We start from the raw sequence: 25,120 nt of genomic DNA, 5'->3' as shown, positions 1-25,120 counted from the left end.
AAGGTCGTGCAGACCCTGGACACGACAGACCAGGCATCGGTCGGCCCACCGGCAAGCTTGTGGCACAACCGGGACTTCCTCAAGTTCTGGTTCGGCGAGAGCATCTCCCTGCTCGGTACGCAGGTCACCACCCTCGCCCTACCACTGACTGCGATCAACGCCTTCGGCGCCACCGACGAACAGGTCGGCCTGCTGCGCTTCCTGCAGCTCGTCCCGTACCTCGGGCTCGCCGTGCTGTTCGGGGTGTGGGTCGACCGTGCCCGGCGTAGACCGATCATGCTCGCCGCCAACCTGGCCCGGATGCTGCTGCTGGCCCTGGTGCCCGCGCTGTACTGGACAGGCGCGCTGAGCATGGCTCCGCTGATGATCATCGCGTGCGCTGTCGGTGTCGCCTCGGTGCTGTTCGACGTGAGCTGGATGTCGTATGTGCCCACGCTCGTTCGTGGCCCTAGGCACTACGTCGAGGCCAGCGCCAAGATGGGCATCAGCTCCTCGGCCGCCGACATCGCCGGGCCGGGCCTTGCCGGGGCCCTGATCAGCGCGGTGACCGCGCCGGTGGCCATTGTCGTGAACGCCGTCTCGTATCTGGTCTCGCTGGTGATGCTTCTGCTGATACGCACCCGAGAACCCCAACCACCGGCCGCCGAACGCCGCCACCTGAGGACCGAGTTGCGCGACGGCCTTAGGTGGGTGATCGGCAGCCGCATCCTGCGCTGGCTTGCGGGAATCGGCTTTTGCTGCAATTTCTCGATGATCACCGTGTGGACGATGTTCCTCCTCTACGGCACCCGTGATCTGCAGCTGAGCTCGACCATCCTTGGTGGCGTCTTCGCAACGGCGTCGGTCGGTGGGCTGCTCGGCGCGGTCATCTCGCGCAAGGTGATCCAACGGTTCCCCATCGGGCGGGTCTACCTCGTCGCCCAGTCAGCCCTGCTGCTCGGCCCGACGCTGATCGTCGTGGCAGCCGGTCCGCGACCGCTGGCTGTCGGGCTGTGCGCGCTGTCGTTCTTCACCACGTACCTGGGGCTCGGCGTGGCCGGCGTCGTCATCGTCAGCCTCCGCCAGGCGGTCACCCCGCAATCGATGATGGGCCGGATGACCGCCGTCTTCCGCACCCTGCTCTTCGGCGGTGGAGCGCTCGGCGGACTCACGGCAGGTCTACTCACCGGAGCGATCGGCGCCAAAGCAGCACTGGCCGTCGCGGCCACCGCCTCGGCCGCCGTGGTGATCGTGCTCGTCGCATCACCCGTGCGCCGGCTGCGCGCCTTCCCGGCGGCGGCAACGGCGAAATAGCACAGACAAGGACGCCTGGACGTGCAGGCCGACGGCGGCACGCACGTCGCCTCGACGGCGCAGATCGGCAAGGTGCAGGTGGTCAAGGTGGAGAGCAAGGGCCGGGGCAACCGCCGGGTCCGGGTACGTCTGGCGGACTGAGCGGGTGACTCCCGGCACCGGACACCGGTGCCGGGAGCCGCGACCTCACACCAGGTCGATGCGTTCGCGTTCGATCGGGTAGCCGGCCCGGGCGAAGGCGGCGGCCATCGGGTGGTTGGTCTGGTCGGTGGCCGCCACGATCACCTCCATCCCCGCCTCGACGAGCAGGTGGGTGGCCTCGACCAGCAGGTCGTACGCGTACCCGTGGCCGCGCTGCTCGGGGAGCACTCCGACGAAGCCGACGATCGGGTCGCTGTGGTTGCGTGCCGGCACGGTGATGCCGACCAGTTCACCGTCGGGCGTCCAGGCCAGCCGCCACCAGTCCCGCGGGCTCGGCAGCCAGCGCAGCAGGTCGAGTTCCTCCCGCGCCGCCGCGTCGGGCCCGTGCTCGGCGGTGGTGTGCCGGGTGTGCGCGTCGAGGCTTCCCTCGCCCACCCGGCGCAGCACGTCGAGGATCACGTCGTCGTCGGGTTCCGGGCGGAACTCCAGCCGGCCCGGCCGGGTCGGCAGCCCGCACTCCGGCGTCCAGCGGTACCGGTACCGCTCGACCAGCGGTGCCATGCCGGCGTCGACCGCGGCGTCGATCCGGGCCTGCGCCTCCGCGCGGACCGCGGGGTCGTCCCGCCAGCCGGGCGGCAGCGAGAGCGAGTACTCGGCCCGCAGCGGCGCGGTTCGCAGCAGCTCGACCGCCGCCGCGCGGTCGGTGTAGTCGAACCAGTCGAGCGCCAGTGGCGATTCGTCGTCCGGCCCGCCCCACCAGGCGGCCCGGGCCACCACGGCGCCGTCGCGCAGGGCGACCCAGCTCCACTCGGGACGGTACTGGCCGTCGGCGGCCATGTCGGTGTAGTTCTCGCCGAACGCCGCGCGCCCGACCAGCTTGGTGTGCGGCAGGGAGTCGAACAGTGCTTCCTCACCCGCGGTGAGCGGGCGGATGACCAGGTCGGTCATGGGGTCCTTCCGGGTTGACGTGCTCCCGGCTCAGAACCGTGTCGCCCTCGTGACCGGGCGGGAGCACAGCGATGTCGTGGACACGGTGCTCACCTCCCTTCCCGTCGACGAGGGCGCCCCGGGACGCTAGCAGCCCACCCGTGCCGCCGGCCAACGGGTTTACCCGACACCGCGTAGCTCCGGCGGCAGGTGGGCGGCGCGGACGTCGAGCAGCCAGCGCTCCACCGCACCCTCGTCGGGGCGGTCCGGCAGCGGGGTGCGGATCCGGTCGAAGTCCCGCTCGGCCTCGGCCAGCAGCGTCCGCGCCTCGTCCAGCTCGCCGCCGGCCACCCGCTCGCCGAACGCCCGGAACCACTCCGGGTCGGCGAGCCGGATCTCCAGCACGCCGGTGGCGTAGAGCAACCGACCCTGGTGCACCAGCCGGGCCAGGTGCCGGGCGTGCTTCGCGGTCCGGCGGCGGGTGTCGGCCGAGAAGCTCCCGTCGCCGCGCGACTCCAGCTTGCGGAACTGCCGGCTGGCGTAGCCCAGGTACGCGTCGCGGACCCGGGGCGCGCTGAGGAGGGCCGACCGGATGGCGATCAGCCGCTCGCCGAACTCCGTCCGGGTCTCGTAGCAGTCGTCGGGCAGCCACATCAGCTCGGTGGCGGTCGGGTTGCCGCTCAGGCCCAGCCTCGCGTATTTGGCGGCCTCGTGCAGGGTGACGTCCGGGTCGGTGGTGACCACCGACTCGCGGGGCGGGTGCAGGCCGTGGAACGCCACCGTGGGCGCCGCGAACACGCCGATCCGGTCCACGTCCGAACCGGGCCGGGCCAGCCCGTACGCGACCGAGCCGACGATGCCGGAGAGCAGCAGGTGCATGCCGGCGAGCATGACGGACGACACCCGTCGCGCGAAACCCGACTTCGGCTGTCAGGTATTGCTGGCACGCTCGACCCATGACGAAACCGCTGACAGGGAAGATCGCACTGGTGGCCGGGGCGAGCCGGGGCGCCGGACGGCAGATCGCCGTGCAGTTGGGCGCCGCCGGAGCCACCGTCTACGCCACCGGGCGCAGCAGCCGCGCCGGCCGGTCGGAGATGGGCCGGCCGGAGACCATCGAGGAGACCGCCGAGCTGGTCACCGCGGCCGGCGGCGAAGGCATCCCGGTCGTGGTCGACCACCTGGTCCCCGACCAGGTCCGCGACCTGGTCGCCCGGATCGACGCCGAGCAGGGCCGCCTCGACGTGCTGGTGAACGACATCTGGGGAGCCGAGTCGCTGGTCACCTGGCACAAGCCGGTCTGGGAGCAGCCGCTGGACGCCGGCTTCCGGACGCTCCGGCTGGCGATCGACACGCACATCGTCACCAGCCACTTCGCCCTGCCGCTGCTGATCCGCCGCCCCGGCGGCCTGGTCGTCGAGATCGGCGACGGCACCAGGGAGTACAACGACGCGAACTACCGGCTGTCGGTCTTCTACGACCTGGCCAAGGTGTCGGTGAACCGGCTCGCCCGGAGCTGGGCGCACGAGTTGGAGCCGTACGGCTGCACCTCCGTCGCGCTCACCCCCGGCTGGCTGCGGTCCGAGCTCATGCTGGAGCACTTCGGCGTGACCGAGGAGAACTGGCGGGACGCGCTGGCCCGGGAGCCGCACTTCGCCATCTCGGAGTCGCCGGCGTTCGTCGGGCGGGCGGTCGCCGCCCTGGCCGCCGACGAGGACCGGGCCCGCTGGAACGGCAGGTCCGTCTCCAGCGGCGAGCTGGCCCAGGTGTACGGCTTCACCGACCTCGACGGCAGCCGGCCGGACGCCTGGCGGTACATCGTCGAGGTGCAGGACCCCGGCAAGCCGGCGGACGTCACCGGCTACCGCTGACCGGCGGTCTCCGGTGGCTGCCCGTCCGCGCCGTCCGGCCGGGGTGCCGGCGACGTGGCGTAGCGGGCGGCGGTGCGGGCCGCCGCCTCGGCCAGCCGGGCCCGCAGTTCCGGCGGTTCGAGCACCTCGACCTCCGGCCCCAGCCCCAGCAGCTGGCTGTACGCCACCGTGAGGGACTCGACGGGCAGCCGGGTCACCACCCAGCCCTGCCCGTCGGGTTCCCCGGCGGCCGCCAGCGCCTCCTCGTACGCGAAGGGGGCGTCGGCGGTGTGCCGGAGCTGGCGCAGGCCGGTGGGGCTGAGCCGGACGGTGACCTCGGCCCGCAGCATGCTGCGCAGGAACGCCTCGGCCTGCTCCCGCCAGTACCCGGCCAGGTCGAACCCCTCGTCCCGGGCGAAGGTCTCCGCCCGCACCTCGACGCCGGTGACCCGGTCCACCCGGTACGTCCGGTACCTGTCGCCGACCCGGCCGACCAGGTACCAGATCCCGCTCTTGAGCACCAGCCCGTACGGGGACAGCTCGCGGGTGACCTCCCGGTCGCCGCGCCGGTAGCGCAGCTCGACCACCCGGTCCCGCCAGACCGCCCCGGCCAGCTCGCTCAGCCGCGGCGGCGGACCGGTCTCCCGGAACCAGCCCGGCACGTCCAGGTGGAACCGCTGCCCGGTGCGGACCGGCGCGTCCCGCAGCGCGGGCGGGAGCGCGGCCAGCACCTTCAGCTCGGCGGCCGCGACCGCGTCGGCGAGCCCCATGTCGCCGGCCGGGCCGGGCAGCCCGGCCAGGAAGAGCGCCTCCGCCTCGTCCCGGGTCAGCCCGGTCAACCGGGTCCGGTAGCCGCCGAGCAGCCGGTAGCCGCCGGCCCGGCCCCGGTCGGCGTAGACCGGCACGCCGGCGGCGGAGAGCGCGAGCACGTCCCGGTAGACCGTCCGCTCGGAGACCTCCAGCTCCCGGGCCAGCTCCGCGGCGGTCATCGTCTCCCGCGCCTGGAGCAGCAGGACCAGGGAGATCAACCGGGATGCGCGCACCCGTCCATCCTGCCCGCGGCGGGTTCAGCGCCCGCCGGGGGTGAGCAGGCCCCGGTCGTACGCGGCGGCCACCGCGGCGGCCCGGTCGTTGACCCCGAGCTTGGCGTAGACGTGCAGCAGGTGGGTCTTGACGGTGGCCTCGCTGATGAACAGCCGGGCGGCCGCCTCCCGGTTGGACGCGCCCTTGGCCACCAGGGTGAGCACCTCCAGCTCCCGCTGGCTCAGCGGCTCCTCGGCGGGCGCGCGGAGCCGCCCCATCAGCCGGCCGGCCACGCTGGGGGAGAGCACCGCCTCGCCCCGCGCGGCGGCCCGCACCGCCCGGACCAGCTCGTCCCGGGGCGCGTCCTTGAGCAGGTAGCCGGTGGCGCCGGCCTCGATCGCGGGCAGCACGTCGGCGTCCGTGTCGTACGTGGTGAGGACCAGCACCTTGGCCGGGTTGCCGGCGCGGGCCAGCCGGCCGATCGCGGTCACCCCGTCCATCCCGGGCATCCGCAGGTCCATCAGCACCACGTCGGGGTGCAGGTGGGCGGCGAGCGCGAGCGCCTCGGCGCCGTCACCGGCCTCGCCGATCACCTCGAAGCCGGGGTCGCCGGTGAACATGCCGCGCAACCCGTCCCGCACCACCGGGTGGTCGTCGACGATGAGCAGCCGGACCGGGGCGGTCAACCGGCACCTCCGGGGTGTGCGGGAACGGACGCCGAGACGGCGGTGCCGCCGCCCGGCTCGCTCTCGATGGCCAACTCGCCGCCGACCCCGGCCACCCGCTGCCGCATGGCGGTCAGCCCGTATCCGCCGTCGGGCCGGCGGGGCGCGGGCGGGTCGGCGACCGGGAAGCCGACTCCGTCGTCGCGGACGTCCAGGGTGACCACGTCGCCCATGTACGACAGGGTCAACCCGACCCGGGACGCCCTGGCGTGCCGGGCCACGTTGGCCAGCGCCTCCTGGCCGGTCCGCAGCAGGGTCACCTCGACCTCCGGGTGCAGCCGGCGGGCGTCGCCGGTGACGCTCACCTCGGCGCGCACCTCGTTGATGGTCGACCAGCGCCGGGTCAGCTCGGCGAGCGCCTCGGGCAGCCGGGCGGTCTCCAGCGCCTCGGGCCGGACCGCCCGGACCGAGCGGCGCGCCTCGGTGAGGCTCTCCCGGGCCAGCGCGACCGCGGTGTCCACGTGCCGCTGCCAGTCGGCCTGCCGGTCCCGCGCCTGCCCGGCCGCCGCCAGCTGGGTGATGATGCCGGTGAGGCCCTGGGCCAGGGTGTCGTGGATCTCCCGGGCCATCCGTTGCCGCTCGTCGGTCACCCCGGCCTCCCGGGCCTGGGTGAGCAGTTGGGCGTGCAGCCCCTCGTTCTCCCGCATCGTCTCGGCCAGCCGGCGGTTCGCCTCGGCCAGCTCCTCGACCAGCCGCTTGCGGTTGGCGTGCTGCCGGTCGGCGATGGTGCTGAACCAGATCAGCCCCCCGGCCGCGCCCAGGTTGAACAGCACCAGCACGCACCAGAGCAGCCAGTGCGACAGGGAGGCCGGCATGCCGCCGCCCTGCGCGGTGGCCGCCAGGACGGCCGAGGCGGCCACCCCGGCGAACCGCCAGTTGCCGGGCAGCAGCAACGAGTGCAGGAATCCGGCCCAGCTGAAGAAGCCGTACCAGGGGCTGATCAGCACCAGCACGGCGCTGAGCGCGAGCAGCCCGACGTAGTAGACGACCATCAGCGTGCGCCGGGTCGCCCAGCCGGGGTGCAGGCTGACGAACCAGGCGATCCAGCACGCCGCGGTCGCGGCGACGAGCAGGTGCGGGGCCAGGGGTAGGCCCAGGGGCGCCGGCGCGGCGGTGGTGAGCAGCGCCCCGACGGCCAGCCCGACGTACGGGAGCACCCGGTGCAGGCGCGCCTCCCGGGTCTCCCAGCTGGCCAGCCGGTCGACCTGCTCGGCGGTGCTGGTCATCGGACCCTCGCTCACTCCCAGCGGAACAGCTTCGCCGCTGCGGCGCCCGCGAGTACGGCGATGAGCGCCATTATCGCCAGGTGCAGCGGTTGCGGTGCGTCGGCGGTCCAGGCGTCGAGCAGCGCCTGCACGCCCGGTGGCGTGTAGTCACCGATCCGGGCCAGGAAGTCCGGCAGCAGGAACCGGGGCACGTAGACCCCGCCGAAGAACATGACCAGCATGAACACCGGGACCGCCACGGCCTGCGCCGCCTTGTTCGTGCGGGCCACCGCCGCCACCAGCAGCCCCAGCGCCAGCAGCGCCGCCGTGCCGACGACGAGCGCCAGCGCGAAGCCGAGCGGATGCCGGGGCAGCGGCACGTCGAAGGCCAGCCGGCCGACCACGATGAGCAGCACGGCACTGATCACGATGGTGGCGAGCGAGATGACCAGTTGGGCGGCGAGCAGTGCGGCCGGGCTGGCCGGGGTGGTGGCCAGCCGGCGCAGCACCCCGCGCTCCCGGTAGGTGGCCAGCACGGTGGGCAGGATGTTCACCGCCGCCATGGCGAGCGTGATCACCAGCAGCGACGGTGCGAAGTACTGGACGAAGGACAGGTCGCCGAAGTCCGGGTTCGGCTCCCGCATCGCCGGGATCAGCCCGAACACCGCCAGCAGCAGGAGCGGCAACGCGATGGTGATCAGCGGCGCGGCGAGGTCCCGCAGGTAGAGTCTCGTCTCGATCTTGAGGATCTGCCCGAAGGCGTGCATGTCGTTCTCTCTCACTCGGCGGGCCGGTGCCCGGTCAGCTCGACGAAGGCGTCGTCCAGGGTGGACTGCTCCAGCCGCAGGTCGGCGGCGATGATCTGGTTGCGGGCCAGCACCGAGGTGACCGCGTGCAGCACGTCACCGGCGCCGGTCACCACCACCTGGCTGCCGGTACGGCGCACGGCGGTCACCTCGGGCAGGTCGGTGAAGAGCCGGTCGTCCACCGGGGCGGACGGCCGGAACCGGATCCGCTGCTCGGGCGCCACCCGCGACACCAGGCCGGCCGGGCTGTCCAGCGCCACGACGCGCCCGCGGTCGATCACCGCCACCCGGTCGCAGAGCCGCTCGGCCTCCTCCATGAAGTGGGTGACCAGCACGATCGTCACTCCGCTGTCCCGCACCTGCTCGATGAGAGCCCAGGTGTCCCGCCGGGCCTGCGGGTCCAGCCCGGTGGTCAGTTCGTCCAGGATGGCGATCTCGGGACTGCCGACCAGCGCGAGCGCGATGGACAGCCGCTGCTTCTGGCCGCCGGAGAGCTTCTTGTACGCGGTCTTCCGCTTGTCGCCCAGACCCAACTTGTCGATCAGCTCGGCGGGGTCGGCCGGGTCGCGGTAGAACGAGGCGTACAGCTCCAGCGCCTCGCCTACCCGCATCTGGTCGGGCAACTGGCTCTCCTGGAGCTGCACCCCGACCCGCTCCCGGAGCTGCGTCCCGTGTCGGCCGGGGTCGAGCCCGAGGACCGACACCCGGCCCCCGTCCGGCGACCGGAGGCCGGCGACGCACTCCACCGTGGTGGTCTTGCCGGCGCCGTTCGGGCCGAGGATGCCGAAGATCTCCCCGGCCTCGACCGTGAACGACACGTCGTCCACGGCCACCAGATCGCCGTACCGCTTGTGCAGGTTGGTCACCTCGATGACCGGCATCGCGCCGCCTTCCGCCGCTTGCTGTCCGTACGTTTCGAGGATGGCCGCGCGGACGCGGCGGCGGATCGACCACGCGGCGATCTTGGGGACGGCACCGGTCGACCCCGGCGATCCACCAACCGGTTGATGCGCGGACGGCCACTAGGCTCTCCGTCGTGAACGCACCCCGCCTCGCCGCGCCCGTGACCGGCGCCGCCCGTCGGTTCTTCACCGGCGTCGGGCTGCTGCTGCGTGGGCTCGCCCTCTACGTCCGCAGCCCCGGCCTGATGCTGCTCGGCATCGTGCCGGCCCTGATCTCCGGTGCGCTCTTCGTCGCCGCGTTCGTCGCCCTGGCGTTCTTCGTGGACGACCTGGCCGCGCTGGTCACCCCGTTCGCCGACGACTGGTCGGCGACCGCGCGCAACCTGGTCCGGGTGGTCGCGGCGCTGGCCTTCCTCGGGCTGGGCGGCCTGCTCGGGGTGCTCACCTTCACTGCGGTCACGCTGGTGATCGGCGACCCGTTCTACGAGAAGATCTCCGAACGGGTGGAGGAGCGGCTCGGCGGCACGCCGGGGGCGGTCGAGGTGCCGTTCTGGTCGTCGCTGCGCCGCAGCCTGGCCGACTCCGTCCGGCTGGTGGCCCTGTCGGTGCTGCTCGGGGTCCCGCTCTTCGCGGCCGGCTTCATTCCGGTGGTCGGGCAGACCGTGGTTCCGGTGATCGGCGCGGCGGTTGGCGGCTGGCTGCTCGCGCTGGAACTGGTCGGCGCGCCCTTCTACCGGCGCGGGATGCGACTGCCGGACCGCCGCTCGATCCTCAAGGCGGACCGGCCCGCCGCGCTGGGCTTCGGGGTGGCGGTGTTCGTCTGCTTCCTGATCCCGCTCGGCGCGGTGCTCGTCATGCCGGCCGCGGTCGCCGGCGCCACGCTGCTGGCCCGCCGGTCGCTCGGCCAGTCCATCGAGGAGGGCTGAGATGCGGGTCGTCCTGGTCGAGGGGGACATCACCGCACAGCAGGTGGACGTGGTCGTCAACGCGGCGAACTCGTCGCTGCTCGGCGGCGGGGGCGTGGACGGCGCGATCCACCGGCGCGGCGGCCCGGCCATCCTGGCCGAGTGCCGGGCGCTGCGCGCCTCCCGCTACGGGCGCGGGTTGCCGACCGGTCAGGCGGTGGCGACCACCGCCGGCGACCTGCCGGCCCGCTGGGTGGTGCACACCGTCGGGCCGGTCTGGTCGGCCACCGAGGACCGCTCGGCGCTGCTGCGCGACTGCTACGCCAACAGCCTCCGGGTCGCCGACGAACTGGGCGCGCGGACGGTGGCGTTCCCGCTCGTCTCGGCCGGCGTCTACGGCTGGCCGGTCGAGGACGCGGCCGGCCAGGCGTTGGCCGTGCTGGGTGCCGCCACCCCGGCGAACGTCACCGAGGCGCGGCTGGTGCTCTTCGGGCCCGACACCTACCGGGTCGCCCAGCGCGTCCACGCCGGCTGAGCCCTCAGCGCAGCGCGCCCCGCCGGTCGCGTACCCGAACCGTTCTTGCGAAGATGATTCCGGATCTGTCGGCGATTCGCGCCCGGTTTCGTCTGTGGATCGTCGTTTCTGCTCGCCTCGCCCGGTATCGACGTTCGATACCTGTTTTTGCCAACCCGTGAAGAATTGCATTCTCTGGGTCATTATGTCGGCAAATAACGGCAGGGCAATCCGCCTGAAAAACGCCTTCATGGGGCTATTCGCCTATACATTTCCTCCGTCTGGTAATCGACGCCGGTGACGACATGGGGGTGAGCGATGAGGGCAGGCTTCGCGCGCCTGGCCGCCGCCGCGGTGGCGGCCGGCGTGCTCGTGTGGGGAGCGGCGTCGTCGGCCCTGGCCTGGACCGACCTCGACCAGAGCGCCACGCCGACCGCCGAACCACCGGCCGCCGACGCACCGGTCGGCCGGGACGCACAGCCGGCCGGATCGTGGGGCGGGGACGTCGTCCCGCTGGCAGCACTCGGGCTCGGCCTGGTCGTGCTCGGCAGCGTGCTCAACGGCGCCCACCGTCAACGGGCGGACGACTGAAACAGCTTTGCCCGAACGTAGCTCCGGCCTCCGCGCAGTGCGGTCGTGGGAGCCGGGCTACGAGGCCGGGGGCCTCTCCGTCGCCGGGAGAGGCCCCCGCTGCCGTACCGGGGCGGTTCCCGGCGCGCGGTCGGGACGCTCGGGCGGTGGCCGGGCGCCGGCCCGGGGCGGTCAGGCTGCCGGCCGGACGGCGGCTACCGCCTCCACCTCGACCAGTTGGTCGTTGTAGCCGAGCACGGCCACCCCGAGCAGGGTGCTCGGCGGGTCGTGGTCGCCGAAGTGGTCGCGGACCACCTCCCAGACCGTGACCAGGTCGTCCTGCCGGTTCGAGGCGACGTAGACGGTGGTCTTGACCACGTCGGCGAGCCGGGCGCCGGCCGCCGCGAGGGCGGTCTCCAGGTTGGCCATCACCTGCCGCGCCTGGGCGGCGTGGTCGCCGGGCGCCACCGTGCGGCCGTCCGCGTCGAGCGGGCAGGCGCCGGCGGTGAAGACCAGCCGGGCGGGTGGCTCCACCGTGGCGGCGTACGCGTACTCGGCGACGTCGGAGAGGGCGGGTACGTGGATCAGGCGGGTCGGATCGGGCACCGCCCGACGCTACCGCCGGCCGCCCCACCCCTCGACCGAAATATCCTCCCCCGCCCGAGATCGGGCCGGCCCAGGCCGGGACGCGGCTGGATGCGCGGGCGGGTGCGCGGCCCGGTCAGGCGGACTCGCGCCGGATCAGCTCGGTCGGCAGGACCATCGCGGTCTCGACGGTCTCGCCGGCGGCCAGCCGGAGCAGCTGGCGGGTCATCTGCCGGCCGATCTCCTGGATCGGCTGCCGGACGGTGGTCAGCGGCGGCTCGGTGTATGCGGCCGTCTCGATGTCGTCGAAGCCGATCACCGCCACGTCCTCCGGCACCCGCCGCCCGGCCTCGCGCAGCGTACGCAGGGCGGCGTGCGCCATCAGGTCGGAGGCGGCGAAGACCGCGTCCAGGTCGGGATGCTCGGCCAGCAGTTGCCGCATCGCCGCCGCCCCGGACTCCCGGGTGAAGTCGCCGTACGCCACCAGCTCGGGCAGCCCGGCCGCGGACACCGTGTCCCGGTAGCCGGAGAGCCGCTCGATCCCGGCGACCATGTCCTGCGGGCCGGCGATGGTGGCGATCCGTCGCCGGCCGGTGTCGATCAGGTGCCGGATCGCGGCGGTCACCCCGCTCACCTGGTCGACGTCCACGTACGGCACGTCGGCCGCGCCGAGCGGCCGGCCGCTGCACACCACCGGGATGCCGAGCCGGGCGAGCCGGCCGGGCAGCGGGTCGGCGCCGTGCAGGGAGGCGAAGAGCACTCCGTCGACGTGCCGCCCGGTGGTGTACCGCTCCACCCGGGCGTGCCCGGCCGGCGAGCCGGCCAGCATCAGCACCAATTGCTTGTCGGCCGCCTCCAACTCCTGGCTGACCCCGAGGATGATGCCCGGGAAGACCTGGTCGTCGGAGAAGACCCGGGTGGCCGCCTCCGGCATGACCAGGGCGATCGAGTCGGTCCGCTGGGTGACCAGGCTGCGGGCGGCCAGGTTCGGCACGTACCCGAGCTCGGCCACCGCCCGGTTGACCGCCTCCCGGATCGGTTCGGCCACCGTGGTGGAGCCGTTCACCACCCGGGAGACGGTCGCCCGGGAGACCCCGGCCCGGCGGGCCACCGCTTCCAGCGTCGGCCGTTGCGCCGTCGTCATGGCCGCCATCCCCCCGCTCGTCACAGCCCGTTCCGGGAGATCACCTCCTGGTACCACCGGGCGCTGGCCTTCGGTGTGCGCCGCTGGGTCAGGTAGTCGACGTGGACGATCCCGAACCGCTTGCGGTAACCCTCCGCCCACTCGAAGTTGTCCAGCAATGACCATACGAGATAGCCGCGCAGGTCCACCCCCCGGGCGATCGCCTCGTGCGCGGCGCGCAGGTGCCCGTCGAGGTACGCGATCCGGTCGGTGTCCATCACGCCGCCCGCGCCGTCCACCCCGGGTTTGTCCGGAAACGCCGCGCCGTTCTCGGTGATCAGCATCGGCACGCCCGGGTAGTCGGTGGCGATCCGTTCCAGCAGCCGGGTCAGCCCGGCCGGCTCGATCATCCACTCCATGTCGGTCAGCGGCCCGACCGGCGGCAGGAACTCCACCGCGCCCTCGGTGCCGGGATAGGCGCCGCCGCCCCCGGCCCCGCCGGGCCGGCCGGCGACGTAGGTCGGCTGGTAGTAGTTGACCCCGAGCAGGTCGATCGGCGCGGCGATCAGCTTCTCGTCGCCGTCCCGGACGAACGACGGCTCGACGAACCCGCCGACGTGCTCCAGCACGTCCTCCGGGTAGCCGCCGGCCAGCAGCGGGTCCAGGAAGATCCGGTTGTGCAGGCCGTCGACCAGGCGTACCGCGGCGGCGTCGGCGGCGCTGGCCGGGTCGGCGGGGCGCACGTCGGCCGGGTTGAGGGTGACCCCGATCGTCTCCGCACCGGCCGCGCGCAGCGCCCGGGCCGCCAGGCCGTGCCCGAGCAGCAGGTGGTGTACGGCGGTGAAGGCCGCCGCCGGGTCCTGCTCGCCGGGCGCGTGCACCCCGTTGCCGTACCCGAGGTAGGCCGAGCACCACGGCTCGTTGAGCGTGGTCCAGGTGCCCACCCGGTCACCGAGCCGGGCGTGCACCGCGGTGGCGTACGTGGCGAAATGCTCGGCGGTCTCCCGGTTGGTCCAGCCGCCCCGGTCGCCCAGGGCCTGCGGCAGGTCCCAGTGGTAGAGCGTGACGATCGGGTCGATGCCCCGGTCGAGCAGCGCGTCGACCAGCCGGTCGTAGAAGTCCAGGCCGCGCGGGTTGACCGGGCCGGTGCCGTCCGGCTGGATCCGGGGCCAGGCCACCGAGAACCGGTACGCCCGCAGCCCCAGCTCCGCCATCAGCGCCACGTCGTCGGCGTACCGGTGGTAGTGGTCGCAGGCCACGTCGCCGGTGTGCCCCTGGTGCACCTTTCCGGGCGTACGGCTGAAGGTGTCCCAGATGGACGGACCGCGACCGTCGTCGCGGGCCGCGCCCTCGATCTGGTAGGCGGCGGTGGCGGCGCCCCAGAGGAAGTTCTCGGGAAATCGGAGATTGCTCAAGCCTTGACCGCACCTTCCATGATGCCGCCGATGATCTGGCGGCCGAACAGGACGAAGACCAGCAGCAGCGGGAGCGTCGCGATGGCCGTACCGGTGAACACCTGCGACATGTCCTGGTAGTACCCGTCGGACAGGGCCCGCAGCGAGAGCTGCACGGTCGGGTTCTCCGGGTCGTTGAGCACAGCGTACGGCCAGAGGAAGTCGTTCCAGGTCGTCATGAAGGTGAGCAGGCCGAGCACCGCCGCGGCGGGGCGCAGCGCGGGCAGCACCACGTTCCAGTAGATCCGGGCCGTGCCGCAGCCGTCGACCCGGGCCGCCTCGATCAGCTCGCTGCTGACCGCCTGGCCGGCGTACTGCCGCATCATGAACACTCCGAAGCCGGTGACCAGCGCCGGCACGATCACGGCCGGCAGCCGGTCGTTCCAGTTCAGCTTCGTCATCAGCATGTACAGCGGGATGACGCCGAGCTGGGTCGGCACCATCATGGTCGCGATGATCACCAGCAGCAGCGCGTTGCGACCCCGGAAGCGCAGCTTGGCGAAGGCGAACCCGGCCAGGGTGGAGAAGAACACCACCGAGACGGTGACGGTGGTCGACACGATCGCCGAGTTGATCAGCCCGGTCAGGAAGTACGCGTCGGTGTTCTCGAACAGCCGGGCGATGTTCGCGCCCAGGTTGCCGCCGGGGGTGACCGGCGGCGGCACCTGCCCCATCGCGTCGCTCGACCGGCTGGCCACCACGAACATCCAGTAGATCGGGAAGATCGACAGGAACGCGGCGGCGAGCAGTGCGCCGTACGTCAGCGGGCTGGCCCGCCACAGCCGGCTCATCGGAGGTCTCCCTTCGCGGCCCGGCCACCGGGCGTCTGCCCGCCGAGCCGCCGGATGATCAGTACGTTGACCGCCGCCACGACGGCGATCAGGGCGAAGAGCAGCCACGCCACCGCCGAGCCGTAGCCGAAGTTGTAGTGCGGCGCGAAGGCGTTCTCGAACATGTACATGGTGACCGTCTGTGACTCGCGCAGCGATCCGCCGCGGATCGGGTTGGTGCCGGAGTGGAACAACCGCGGCTCGGTGAAGAGCTGGAGCCCGCCGATGGTGGAGATGATGACCGCGAAGATGATCGTCGGCTTGAGCAGCGGCACGGTGATCGACCAGAACTGCCGAGCGCGGTTCGCCCCGTCGATCGCCGCCGACTCGTAGAGGTCCCGCGGGATGGCCTGCATGGCGGCCAGGAAGATCAGCGCGTTGTAGCCGGTCCACCGCCAGTCGACCATCGTCGAGATGGCCACCCAGGAGGCGAACCGGTCCGACTTCCAGTTGACCGCGTCGATCCCGACCAGGTCGAGCAGCCAGTTCACCATGCCGAACTCGCGGCCGAAGAGCACTCCGAAGACGATCGCGACGGCGGCGGTGGAGGTGACGTTCGGGATCAGCACCGCCATCCGCCACCCGGTGCGGGCCCGCAGCGACCGGTTGAGCAGGTTGGCCAACCAGAGCGCGGCGAGCAGTTGCGGGACGGTGGAGATGACGAAGATGCCGAGGGTGTTCACCACCGCGTGCCAGAAGTCGGCGTCGGCCATCAGCCGGGTGTAGTTCTCCGCGCCGACGAACGGATGGTCGCTGCCGAGCAGGTCCCAGTCGTGCAGCGAGACCCAGAAGGTGTACACCAGCGGGTACACCCCGAACACCGCGAAGAGCAGGAAGAACGGGGCGATGTAGAGGTAGGGCGAGTACCTGGTGTCGAACCGGCTGAGCCGGTGTGCCCGGGTGGGCCGGGCGGCGGCCGCCGGTACCACCGGAGGCCGCGCGTCGAGCTGGACGCTCATGGCCGGAAACTCCTTTCCACGCCGACCGCCCCGGGTCCGGCGCCCCGCCGGCCGCCCGGGGCTGGGCGTCGCGGGGGCGCGACGACCGGCCCCGGGGTCGGCCGAGCCCGGGGGCGGGCAGGGGCGGCGGAGGGCTACTTGGCGGCGGCCTTCTTGGCGTTGGCGACCGCGTCGGTCCAGCCCTGGTCGGGGTTGCGCTGGCCCAGCTCGACGGTCCGCACGGCGTTCTCCACCTCGGTCCGGACCGCCTGGTTCTTCGGCCCCATGTAGACCGGCTTGAGGTTCTTCGCCCCGGCGGCGAAGATCTGGCCGACCGGCGCGCCGGAGAAGTACGCGTTGGTCGCCCCGGTGATCGCCGGGTCCTCGAGGGCCTGCGGCGACGACGGCAGCGGCCCCTTGGCCTTGAACGCGCCGATCTGCCCCTTGGCGCTGGTGAGGAACTTGGCCAGCTCGATCGCCTCGGCCTGGTGCTTGCTCTGCTTGGGCACCGCGAGGTAGGAGCCGCCCCAGTTGCCGCCGTTGCCGGGCACCTGGGCGATGTCCCACTTGCCGGACGCGGCAGCGCCGGCGTTGCCCTCGATGACCCCGGTCATCCAGGCCGGGCAGGCGATGGTGGCGAACTTGGCCTGCTTGAAGGCGGAGACCCACTCCTCGGACCAGGCGCCGTACTTGCCGGACAGGCCCGAGTCGATGATGTCCATGGTGGTGTCCCAGGCCTGCCGGACCGCAGGGTTGCTGTCCACCACCAGGTTGTCCGAGGTGTCGTAGTAGCTGTAGCCCTGGGCGTTGCCGGCGGTCTGCAGCAGGATGGTGTTGAAGGTGTTGGTGGCCGCGTCCAGGAACGCCGCGCCGGTCTTCTTCGCGGTGAACTGCTCGCCGACCCGGATGTAGTCCTGCCAGGTGGGCCAGAGCTTCGAGACCGCCTCGCGGTCGGTGGGCAGCCCCGCCTTGGCGAACAGGTCCTTGCGGTAGCACATCGCCATGCCGCCCACGTCGGTGCCGAGGCCGATGAGCTGCTTGCCGTCGGCGGTCAGCCCGCCGTTCCACTTCCAGTCGAGGAAGTTGCCCTTGAGCTCGGCGGCGCCGTGGTCGAGCAGGTTCACGAAGTTGCCGGGATTGGCCTTGTACTCGACCAGCAGCCCCTCCTCGATGGCTACGACGTCGCCGGCGCCCTTGCCGGCGGCGAGCCACTGGGTGAGCTTCGGCGAGTACTCGTCGAGGTTGCCGCCGGTGCCCCGTTCGACGATCTTCACGCCGGGGTGGCTGGCCATGTACTCCTGGTAGAGCTGCTCGTAGCCGAACTGGCCGAAGACGTCGACGGTCAGCGTGATCGTGCCGTCGTCGGCGGCGTCGTCGCCACCGCAGCCGGTGCTGACGAGCAGTGCGCTGGCGGCGACCAGGGCGACCGCCGCGAGGCGGCGGCGCGAAAAGGCACCCATCTGTCTTGGACCCCTCTCAGGTCGGGCGGGTGGTGGTGGATGAATCTGAGAGAGCGCTCTCACGTAGACTGCTGGCCGCTCGGACCCGGTGTCAAGAGAGCGCTCTCTGAGGCGTCCGGATCGTTACCTCGGCGCTACCGGCGCAGGTGGCGGGCGCCGGCTCCCGACGTGGCGCGGCTGCCGCGCCGAGTCGGCGACAAGAAAGTGGCCCCCCGGTGCCGGGAGGCCACTGACTCGGGACGGGTGCGGCGGTCAGCCGGTGCGGAGGCCGTCGAGCAGGGCGCGGTCGCCCAGCACGTCGAGGGTGTCGAAGCTGACCCGGCCCCACAGCGCCAGCAGCAGGTCGCTCGCCGTGCCGCTGACCTGCACCCGGGCATGGTGGTCGTCGTGATCGAAGATGGTCGCGGTGTCCAGCAGGGCGACCCCCTCGCCGCGCAGCCGCAGGTACCACTCCTGAGCGGCGTCCACCGCGGAGAGATGCACCACCCCGTGCCACTGGCCCTGGGTGCGTCGCCGGCCGGCGGGCAGCCAGGTGTCCAGCACCTCGCTCACCCCGTCGGCCGCGAGCTTCGCCTCGACCGGCGCGCCGGCGGCGATGGCGAGTTGCGCGTCCCAGCGGTGCACCGTCGTCTCGTGCGCGGCCCGGCGCGGCCAGAATCCGGCCCGCTTCGGCTGCGGCGCCCAGTTCCACGCCGGGGCCTCCGGGTCGAGCCCGTCGAAGAGGGTCATCAACTGGTCGAACTCGTGCTGCCACACCTGCGACGGGGTGCTGCCCGGGTCGAGTTCGGCGAGGTCGGGGCGCTTGGGCGGGGCGGTGGTCGCTCCGGAGCCGGCGAACGAGTGCACCCAGCGGTAGAAGGCGGCCAGGTGCAGGGTGAGGTCGGCGACGGTCCAGCCGGGGCAGGAGAGCACCGGGGTCTCGGGGGGTGCCTCGGCCACGGCGGCGGCGAACGCCGGCCCCTCCGTACGGAGAGCGCCGATCCAGAAGTCCTTGGTGCCGTGCAGTCTGCTCATCGCCATCCTCCCGGGGGTGACTCGGCCACCAGTGGGTGCCGCGGCTACCCACAGCCTAGGGTGAAAGGCGTGTCAGACGTCTACGCCCAGCCGACAACCGGAGCCGGACCCGACGCCATGTGCGATCTGGCGCGTTTCACCACGTTGCGCCTGGGCGGGCCGGCAGGGCGGATAACGACAGCCACCAGCGGGGAGGAAATCGTCCGAAGCGTACGGGAGGCGCAGGGACGGGACGAACAGGTCCTGATCCTCGCCGGCGGCAGCAACGTGGTCATCGGGGACGCCGGTTTCCCCGGCACGGTGGTGCTGGTCCGTTCGCGTGGGCTGCGGGTGCTCGCCGAGGATGAGGACTCGGTCACCGTACGGGTCGAGGCGGGCGAGCCGTGGGACGAACTGGTCGCCGCCACCGTGGCCAACGGCTGGTCCGGCCTGGAGTGCCTCTCCGGGGTCCCCGGCTCGACCGGCGCCACCCCGATCCAGAACGTCGGCGCGTACGGGCAGGAGGTCGCCGAGACCATCACCGCCGTCCAGGTATACGACCGGGTCGAGGGCGTCACCGGGCGGATCGCCGCCGCCGACTGCGGCTTCTCCTACCGGTCCAGCATCTTCAAGTACAGCGACCGCTGGGTGGTGCTCGCCGTCGACTTCCGGCTCGCCCGGTCGCCGCTCTCCGGCCCGGTGCGCTACGCGGAACTGGCCCGGGCGCTCGGCGGCGAGGTGGGTGACCGGGTGCCGCTGGCCGACGCCCGGGCCACCGTGCTGCGGCTGCGCGCCGGCAAGGGCATGGTGCTCGACCCCACCGACCCGGACACCCGCTCGGTCGGCTCGTTCTTCACCAACCCCGTGCTGGACCGGTCGGCGTACGAGCTGCTGCGCGAGCGCGCGGCCGACCTCGGCGACCCGCCGGCCTGGCCGGGTGCGGGGGACGTGGTCAAGGTCAGCGCCGCCTGGCTGATCGACAAGGCCGGCTTCGGCAAGGGCCACCCCGGCCCGGAGGGCGTGGCCATCTCCAGCAAGCACACCCTGGCGCTGACCAACCGCGGCGGCAACGCCAGCACCGCCGCCCTCGTCGAACTGGCCCGGGAGATCCGTGACGGCGTCCACCACCGCTTCGGCGTGACCCTCCACCCCGAACCCGTCCTCATCAACTGCACCATCTGACCCCCACCCCTGGGTCTTCCCGCGATCTTGCAGTTGTGGGCCGGGCATAACCGGCGAACGGGTGCGATTCGAGGGCCGAAAGTGCAAGATCGTCGGGGTGGAGGATGGGGGTCAGGTGGGGGCGATGGTGGGCCAGGGGAGGGTGAGTTCGCCCAGGCGCCAGCGGCGGGGGCGGTCGAGGATCGGCCAGCCGGCGGACTTGACCGACTCGACGGCGCGCAGCCAGCGTTGCCGGGGGCCGAACGGGACGTAGCCGGCGGCGGCGTGCCAGGCGTCGTCGAGCGCGCGGAGGAACTCGTGCACCGGCTCGCCCGGCACGTTGCGGTGGATCAGCGCCTTGGGCAGCCGCTCGGCCAGGTCGGCCGGGCTGCCCAGGGTGCCGAGCTTCGCGGCCAGGGTCAGCGTGTGCGGCCCGTCGGCGTCGAGCAGCACCCAGCCGCCGAGCCGGCCCAGCTCGTCGCAGGTCCCCTCGACCAGCAGCCCGCCGGGGGCGAGCCCGCCGGTCATCGTCCGCCAGGCGCCGGCGACCTCGCTCTCGTCGTACTGGCGCAGCACGTTGAACGCCCGGACCAGGGCGGGCCGCAGCCCGGCCAGTTCGAAGCCGCCCCGGGCGAAGGTGAGCCACGGCGGGTCGGCGGCCGGCTCGGCGGCGGTCACGCGTACCGGATCGATCTCCAGCCCGACCACCCGCACGTCGGCGCGGACCGCGGCGGCCAGCCGGGCGCGCAGTTCCACCGCGGTCACCGGGGTCGCCCCGTAGCCGAGGTCGACCACCAGCGGGTCGGCCGCCGCGCGCAACCGGTCCCCGCAGGTCGCGACGATCCAGTTGTCCACCCGGCGTAACCGGTTGGGGTTGGTGGTCCCCCGGGTCACCACGCCGAGCGGCCGGCGCCGCGCCGTCCCCGCCACGCCCGGGCCCCGCCTCAGCCGACCCGGTGCACCTTGTGCTGGGCGGCCTGCGCCAGCGGGCGGACGACCAGCCGGTCCACGTTGACGTGGTGCGGACGGGTGGCGCACCAGGCGATGCAGTCGGCGACGTCGTCGGCGACCAGCGGCTCGGCCACCCCGGCGTAGACCGCGGCGGCCTTGTCGGCGTCGCCGTCGAACCGGACCAGCCCGAACTCGTCGGTCTTCACCATCCCGGGGTCGATCTCGATCACCCGGACCGGCCGGCCGCAGAGTTCCAGCCGCAGCGTGCCGGCGACCGCGGTCTGCGCGTGCTTGGCGGCGGTGTAGCCGCCCCCGCCCTCGTACACGACCAATCCGGCGGTGGACGAGACGATCACGATGGTGCCGGCTCCGGAGGACTCCAGCGCCGGCAGCAGCGCCTGGGTGACCCGCAGCGTGCCGAGGACGTTCGTGTCGTACATCCACTGCCAGTCGGCGACCGAGCCGGACTCCACCGGGTCCAGCCCGCGCGCCCCGCCGGCGTTGTTCACCAGCAGGGTGACCGGCCCGGGTGCCGCGGCCGCCGCCTCGGCGAGCCCGGCGACCGACTCGTCGGAGGTGACGTCGCAGGTCACCGCGGCGGCGGTGCCGCCGGCCGCGGTGATCTCGTCGACCAGGCCGGCCAGCCGGTCGGTACGGCGGGCGGCGGCGAGCACGTGGAAACCCTCGGCGGCGAGCCGGCGGGCGGTGGCCGCGCCGATCCCGCTGGACGCTCCGGTGACGATGGCGACTGGGCTGCTCATCCGGCCATTGTCACCCCGGCCGGTGCGCCGGCTCGCGCCGGGCGGGCGGTGCCGCGATGAGGTCCGTCACGCCCGGCCGCCTCCCGGAGCATTACCGATGCCCGATGGGGAAGATGACATCCGGCGAGGACGTTGTCCGAAAAGCGCCGGGCGTGCGGGACGGCATCAACCGTGGCAGAGGGAGCGGACGTGGCGGAATTGCACACCGGCGTCGGTCGGCAGCGAGGTGCCCGGCCGTGGCCGCGGCCCCGGCGGATCGCGACCCTCTCGGTGCACACCTCACCCCTGCACCAGCCGGGCACCGGCGACGCCGGCGGGATGAACGTCTACATCCTCGAGGTGGCGCGGCGGTTGGCCGAGGCGAACGTCGAGGTGGACATCTTCACCCGGGCCACCTCCGGAGACCTGCCCCCGGTCGTCGAGATGGCACCCGGGGTGCACGTCCGGCACGTCATCTCCGGCCCGCTCGAAGGGCTCACCAAGGAGGAACTGCCCGGCCAGCTGTGTGCCTTCAGCACCGGGGTGCTCCGGGCCGAGGCGGCCCGCCCGCCGGGCTGGTACGAGCTCATCCACTCCCACTACTGGCTCTCCGGCCAGGTCGGCTGGCTCGCCAAGGAACGGTGGGGGGTGCCGCTGGTGCACACCGCGCACACCCTGGCGAAGGTCAAGAACGCCCAGCTGGCGACCGGTGACCGGCCCGAGCCGAAGGCCCGGGTGATCGGCGAGGAACAGGTGGTCGCCGAGGCCGACCGGCTGATCGCCAACACCGGGGTCGAGGCCCGGGACCTGATCGGCCGGTACGACGCCGAACCGGCCCGGGTCGCGGTGGTCGAACCCGGCGTCGACCTGGCCCGGTTCCGGCCGGCCCGGGGTGACCGGCACGCGGCCCGGGTCGCGGCTCGCCGCCGGCTCGGGCTGCCCACCACCGGGTACGTGGTGGCGTTCGTCGGCCGCATCCAACCGCTGAAGGCGCCCGACGTGCTGGTCCGGGCGGCCGCCGCGCTGCGCGAGTGCGATCCGGAGCTGGCCGCCGAGCTGACCGTGGTGGTCTGTGGCGGCCCGAGCGGCAGCGGCCTCGACCGGCCGACCGCGTTGATCGAGCTGGCCGGCTCGCTCGGCATCGCCGACCGGGTGCGTTTCCTGCCCCCGCAGACCGGGGACGACCTGCCCGCTCTGTACCGGGCCGCGGACCTGGTCGCGGTGCCGTCGTACAACGAGTCCTTCGGCCTGGTCGCCCTGGAGGCGCAGGCCTGCGGTACGCCGGTGCTGGCGGCCGCCGTCGGCGGCCTGGTGACCGCGGTGCGGGACCAGGTCAGCGGGGAACTGGTCGACGGCCACGACCCGGCCGACTGGGCGGCCTCGCTCGGCCGCCTGCTGCCGGACCGGCGGCGCCGGGAGGAGCTGTCCCGCAACGCCGAGCGGCACGCGCGCCACTTCTCCTGGGACCGTACGGTCGCCGGGCTGCTCGACGTCTACGGCGAGGCGATCTCCGCGCACCGCGCCCGGCTCGCCGCCGAACTGGCCGGCGATCCAGCCCTCTCCTGTTCCTGGTGACCCCACGCCCTGGCCGCGCGTCGCGTCCGTGCCTCGGTCGCGGTCGCGGGCGGCGGGCGGCCCGTCGCGGGCCCGGTGGCTCGGCCGTCGGGTGAGCCGGCCGGGGCGGCCGTAGAGTGGGTCCGGTGAGCGGGAAGAGCGATCTTGAAGCGCTGATCGAGTCCGTCTGCGACGAGCGGGAGCTGGCCTGGGAGTCCACCGGCCCGGGGTCGTACGCGGTCATCCTGCCCGGCACCCACAAGCTCAAGACCATCTGCAACCTGATCATCGGCGAGCACGCGCTGCGGATCGAGGCGTTCGTGATGCGCCAGCCGGACGAGCGCCGCGAGGAGCTGTGGGCCTGGCTGTTGCAGCGCAACGCCCGGATGTACGGGGTGTCCTTCTCCATCGACGCGGTGGGGGACGTCTACCTGACCGGTCGGGTCAATCCGGCGGGCGTCGACGCGGACGAGCTCGACCGGCTGCTCGGCGCGGTGCTGACGTACGCCGACGAGTCCTTCGACACGATGTTGGAGATCGGCTTCGGCAGCTCGATCCGCCGGGAGTGGGAGTGGCGGGTCAAGCGCGGCGAATCCACCGCGAACCTGGCGGCGTTCGCGCACCTCTTCGAACCGTCCGGCGGAGGTGCCGCGGGTGACGGGTCCGCCGCCGGGGGGACGGGCGGCTCCGGGAACGCCGATTCCGGTGCCGGGCGCACCAATGTGACCGCCGGAGGTTCGGACCCGTCCTGACGGGTATGCCGCACCGCGCGGTGCGGCAGTTGGGACCCGCCGCGTGCCGAAGACGGACTGTCGAGGAGCGTGAGCGTCCCATGGCTCAGCGGAACAGCTCAGGTCGCGGCGGGACTGCGACCAGGACGAAACGGCAGGCGGGCAACCGGACCCCGAACACCCCGGGGATCTCCGAGTCGGAGATCTCCCGGATGCGGGTCGACGACCTCCGCGGCCAGCTGCGCCGGCACGGGGTCTCCGGAATATCCGCGCTGCGTAAGCCGGAACTGGTGAAGACGCTGGTCCGGACGCTGCGGGCGGCCGGTGGAGCGGGACGGCGGAGCACCGGGCCGGCGGGCCGTGCCACGGGCACCCGGGCGGCGGCGGGCCGCGCGGCGGCCACGAAGAAGGCGGCCGGCAAGGCGGCACCGGCCCGCGCCAAGGCCGCCCCGGCGAACAAGACCGCCCCGGCGAAGAAGGCCGCGCTGAAGAAGACCGCCGCGAAGAAGACCGCCGCGAAGAAGACTGCCGCGAAGAAGGCGCCGGCGAAGAAGACGGTTGGCGCGACCGCCGCGAAGAAGACCGCGACCGCGCGGCGGACCACGGCACCGGCGAAGAAGGCGCCCGCGAAGAAGGCGCCCGCGAAGAAGGCACCGGCCGCGAAGAAGACCACGGCGGCGAAGAAGACCACGGCGGCGCGGCGGACGACGGCGGCGGCGAAGAAGGCGCCGGCCAAGAAGGCGCCGGCCGCGAAGAAGACCATGGCGGCGCGGCGGACGACGGCGGCGGCCAAGAAGGCGCCCGCGAAGAAGGCGCCCGCGGCGAAGAAGACCACGGCGGCGAAGAAGACCACGGCGGCGCGGCGGATCACCACGGCCGCGAAGAAGGCGCCGGCGGCCGGGAAGACCACGGCGGCGGCGAAGCAGATGCCGGCGCCGACCGCGGGTGGCGGGGTCCGTACCGGGCGGAGCAGTTCCCGCTCGGCCACCTCGTCGCAGGTGATCTCGTCCCTCGCCGATCAGCCGGAGCGCCCGGGGCGGAGCCTGGTGACCAGCAACCACGAGGTGATCCAGCGCTGGGCCCGGGAACGGGGCGCGAAGCCGGCCACCATCACCGGCACCGAGCGGGAGGGCCGGGCCGGCGTGCTGACGTTCAACATCCCGGGCTACCGGGAGAGCAGCCGGATCCGCGAGATCACCTGGGACGAGTGGTTCCACACCTTCGACCTGCGCAAGCTGAACCTGATCTACCAGGAGCAACTGCGCGACGGCCGGCAGAGCAACTTCTTCCGGACCGAGTCCCCGGACCGGGAGGACGCGTGAGGAACGGGTTGCCCGGTGCCCGGCACGACGGTCGGGTTTCCGGGGCCCGGGGTGTTTGTGGGAATTGCCGGCGGGTATGCGCTGTTGGCCACAGACGAGGCCCGGTGAAACGGTCCACGGGATCTGTGTGACCGGCGAGACAGCCGGAGCGGGTTGAATCCGTAAACCGGGCGAACTAACTTTATTGCACCGCGCCACGCTTGGAAACGTTCGGGGGAGCGGCGGATCGATCAGATCCGTGCACCGAGCGAGGCGCAGGGGACGAGTGGAGCAACATCGTTGGGGGACGGTGTCCACTCGTTTGGACCGGCGGCGCGAGCGGGCGACGCTTACGGGGGTGAGTGCCGCCCGCCGCCGCCGGTCATACGGTGCGAGTGCCCGTCACGACTGGGTCGTGGCGGGCGCTTTGCGTTTCGG

Annotated in this window: 25 protein-coding genes and 1 pseudogene; 10 read left to right on the top strand and 16 right to left on the bottom strand. The window is 72.9% G+C overall.

Annotated elements, in window-relative coordinates; translation table 11 throughout:
* The first annotated feature begins 6 nt into the window (after positions 1-6).
* On the top strand, positions 7-1,293 hold the full coding sequence (locus FHX32_RS06955) for an MFS transporter (RefSeq protein WP_486480945.1): 1,287 nt from the start codon (positions 7-9) through the stop codon (positions 1,291-1,293).
* Between the two features lie 15 nt (positions 1,294-1,308).
* Positions 1,309-1,434, top strand: a pseudogene (locus FHX32_RS06950) (alanyl-tRNA editing protein); the annotation flags it as partial.
* Between the two features lie 45 nt (positions 1,435-1,479).
* Here FHX32_RS06950 and FHX32_RS06945 read toward each other — a convergent pair.
* Positions 1,480-2,382, bottom strand: a complete 903-nt coding sequence (locus tag FHX32_RS06945) for a GNAT family N-acetyltransferase (protein ID WP_167179955.1) — start codon at positions 2,380-2,382, stop codon at positions 1,480-1,482.
* Positions 2,383-2,541: 159 nt separating this feature from the next.
* Positions 2,542-3,240, bottom strand: a complete 699-nt coding sequence (locus FHX32_RS06940) for a DNA polymerase beta superfamily protein (protein WP_167182352.1) — start codon at positions 3,238-3,240, stop codon at positions 2,542-2,544.
* Positions 3,241-3,317: 77 nt separating this feature from the next.
* Between FHX32_RS06940 and FHX32_RS06935 the strand changes: the two genes are divergently transcribed.
* Positions 3,318-4,232: an SDR family oxidoreductase gene (locus tag FHX32_RS06935; RefSeq protein WP_167179954.1), complete on the top strand. Its 915-nt coding sequence runs from the start codon at positions 3,318-3,320 to the stop codon at positions 4,230-4,232.
* Here the strand turns inward: FHX32_RS06935 and FHX32_RS06930 are convergent.
* The 5 genes from FHX32_RS06930 to FHX32_RS06910 are packed head-to-tail and all read right to left on the bottom strand — an operon-like array spanning position 4,223 to position 8,851.
* Positions 4,223-5,254: a helix-turn-helix transcriptional regulator gene (locus FHX32_RS06930; protein ID WP_167179953.1), complete on the bottom strand. Its 1,032-nt coding sequence runs from the start codon at positions 5,252-5,254 to the stop codon at positions 4,223-4,225. The genes FHX32_RS06935 and FHX32_RS06930 overlap by 10 nt on opposite strands.
* A 24-nt stretch (positions 5,255-5,278) precedes the next feature.
* Positions 5,279-5,920, bottom strand: coding sequence for a response regulator transcription factor (locus FHX32_RS06925; RefSeq protein WP_167179952.1), 642 nt, complete (start codon positions 5,918-5,920; stop codon positions 5,279-5,281).
* Positions 5,917-7,185, bottom strand: coding sequence for a sensor histidine kinase (locus FHX32_RS06920; protein WP_167179951.1), 1,269 nt, complete (start codon positions 7,183-7,185; stop codon positions 5,917-5,919). Before FHX32_RS06920 ends, FHX32_RS06925 begins: the two co-directional genes overlap by 4 nt.
* Before the next feature lie 11 nt (positions 7,186-7,196).
* Complete coding sequence (locus FHX32_RS06915; protein WP_486480944.1) at positions 7,197-7,946, bottom strand: ABC transporter permease; 750 nt, start codon at positions 7,944-7,946, stop codon at positions 7,197-7,199.
* Positions 7,943-8,851, bottom strand: coding sequence for an ABC transporter ATP-binding protein (locus FHX32_RS06910; RefSeq protein ID WP_167179950.1), 909 nt, complete (start codon positions 8,849-8,851; stop codon positions 7,943-7,945). Before FHX32_RS06910 ends, FHX32_RS06915 begins: the two co-directional genes overlap by 4 nt.
* A gap of 155 nt (positions 8,852-9,006) precedes the next feature.
* Here FHX32_RS06910 and FHX32_RS06905 point away from each other — a divergent pair, with 155 nt between their 5' ends.
* The 3 genes from FHX32_RS06905 (at position 9,007) to FHX32_RS06895 (ending at position 10,882) form a co-directional block, all read left to right on the top strand.
* A complete protein-coding gene (locus FHX32_RS06905) occupies positions 9,007-9,798 on the top strand; it encodes an EI24 domain-containing protein (protein ID WP_167179949.1) in 792 nt (263 codons plus the stop codon).
* A gap of 1 nt (position 9,799) precedes the next feature.
* On the top strand, positions 9,800-10,312 hold the full coding sequence (locus FHX32_RS06900) for an O-acetyl-ADP-ribose deacetylase (protein WP_167179948.1): 513 nt from the start codon (positions 9,800-9,802) through the stop codon (positions 10,310-10,312).
* A 297-nt stretch (positions 10,313-10,609) separates the two neighbouring features.
* The gene (locus tag FHX32_RS06895; RefSeq protein WP_167179947.1) at positions 10,610-10,882 is read left to right on the top strand and encodes a hypothetical protein; all 273 of its coding nucleotides are present in this window, start codon (positions 10,610-10,612) and stop codon (positions 10,880-10,882) included.
* 171 nt (positions 10,883-11,053) lie between these two features.
* Here FHX32_RS06895 and FHX32_RS06890 read toward each other — a convergent pair whose 3' ends face one another.
* From FHX32_RS06890 to FHX32_RS06860, 7 genes are all read right to left on the bottom strand, one after another.
* Positions 11,054-11,467 (bottom strand): RidA family protein, encoded by a 414-nt coding sequence (locus FHX32_RS06890; RefSeq protein WP_167179946.1) that lies wholly within the window; start codon positions 11,465-11,467, stop codon positions 11,054-11,056.
* Between the two features lie 115 nt (positions 11,468-11,582).
* Positions 11,583-12,590, bottom strand: coding sequence for a LacI family DNA-binding transcriptional regulator (locus tag FHX32_RS06885; protein WP_167179945.1), 1,008 nt, complete (start codon positions 12,588-12,590; stop codon positions 11,583-11,585).
* A gap of 20 nt (positions 12,591-12,610) precedes the next feature.
* A complete protein-coding gene (locus tag FHX32_RS06880; RefSeq protein WP_167179944.1) occupies positions 12,611-13,984 on the bottom strand; it encodes a GH1 family beta-glucosidase in 1,374 nt (457 codons plus the stop codon).
* Positions 13,981-14,814 (bottom strand): carbohydrate ABC transporter permease, encoded by an 834-nt coding sequence (locus FHX32_RS06875; protein WP_167179943.1) that lies wholly within the window; start codon positions 14,812-14,814, stop codon positions 13,981-13,983. The genes FHX32_RS06880 and FHX32_RS06875 overlap by 4 nt, the downstream gene beginning before the upstream one ends.
* Positions 14,811-15,812, bottom strand: coding sequence for a carbohydrate ABC transporter permease (locus FHX32_RS06870; protein ID WP_167179942.1), 1,002 nt, complete (start codon positions 15,810-15,812; stop codon positions 14,811-14,813). The genes FHX32_RS06875 and FHX32_RS06870 overlap by 4 nt, the downstream gene beginning before the upstream one ends.
* A gap of 134 nt (positions 15,813-15,946) precedes the next feature.
* The gene (locus tag FHX32_RS06865; RefSeq protein WP_088996216.1) at positions 15,947-17,251 is read right to left on the bottom strand and encodes an ABC transporter substrate-binding protein; all 1,305 of its coding nucleotides are present in this window, start codon (positions 17,249-17,251) and stop codon (positions 15,947-15,949) included.
* A gap of 252 nt (positions 17,252-17,503) precedes the next feature.
* Positions 17,504-18,265: a maleylpyruvate isomerase family mycothiol-dependent enzyme gene (locus FHX32_RS06860; protein ID WP_167179941.1), complete on the bottom strand. Its 762-nt coding sequence runs from the start codon at positions 18,263-18,265 to the stop codon at positions 17,504-17,506.
* A 69-nt stretch (positions 18,266-18,334) separates the two neighbouring features.
* Here FHX32_RS06860 and FHX32_RS06855 point away from each other — a divergent pair, with 69 nt between their 5' ends.
* Complete coding sequence (locus tag FHX32_RS06855) at positions 18,335-19,426, top strand: UDP-N-acetylmuramate dehydrogenase (protein ID WP_167179940.1); 1,092 nt, start codon at positions 18,335-18,337, stop codon at positions 19,424-19,426.
* A gap of 111 nt (positions 19,427-19,537) precedes the next feature.
* Here FHX32_RS06855 and FHX32_RS06850 read toward each other — a convergent pair whose 3' ends face one another.
* Both FHX32_RS06850 and FHX32_RS06845 read right to left on the bottom strand, forming a co-directional pair.
* Positions 19,538-20,335 carry a class I SAM-dependent methyltransferase gene (locus tag FHX32_RS06850; RefSeq protein WP_167179939.1) on the bottom strand — a complete coding sequence of 266 codons (798 nt, stop codon included), beginning with the start codon at positions 20,333-20,335 and terminating at the stop codon, positions 19,538-19,540.
* A 14-nt stretch (positions 20,336-20,349) separates the two neighbouring features.
* On the bottom strand, positions 20,350-21,117 hold the full coding sequence (locus tag FHX32_RS06845; RefSeq protein ID WP_167179938.1) for an SDR family NAD(P)-dependent oxidoreductase: 768 nt from the start codon (positions 21,115-21,117) through the stop codon (positions 20,350-20,352).
* A gap of 189 nt (positions 21,118-21,306) precedes the next feature.
* Here FHX32_RS06845 and mshA point away from each other — a divergent pair, with 189 nt between their 5' ends.
* The 3 genes from mshA to FHX32_RS34915 all read left to right on the top strand — a co-directional run bounded on the left by mshA (position 21,307) and on the right by FHX32_RS34915 (position 24,703).
* A complete protein-coding gene (gene mshA, locus FHX32_RS06840) occupies positions 21,307-22,671 on the top strand; it encodes a D-inositol-3-phosphate glycosyltransferase (RefSeq protein WP_167179937.1) in 1,365 nt (454 codons plus the stop codon).
* Between the two features lie 125 nt (positions 22,672-22,796).
* Positions 22,797-23,402, top strand: a complete 606-nt coding sequence (locus tag FHX32_RS06835) for a type III secretion system chaperone family protein (RefSeq protein WP_167179936.1) — start codon at positions 22,797-22,799, stop codon at positions 23,400-23,402.
* A 740-nt stretch (positions 23,403-24,142) separates the two neighbouring features.
* Positions 24,143-24,703 (top strand): hypothetical protein, encoded by a 561-nt coding sequence (locus tag FHX32_RS34915; protein WP_486481083.1) that lies wholly within the window; start codon positions 24,143-24,145, stop codon positions 24,701-24,703.
* The last annotated feature ends 417 nt before the right edge of the window (positions 24,704-25,120 follow it).

The sequence above is a fragment of the Micromonospora sp. CNZ280 genome (assembly GCF_011759515.1).
Note: the sequence above shows the minus strand (reverse complement) of the source record. Positions and strands in the feature narration are given on the sequence as shown.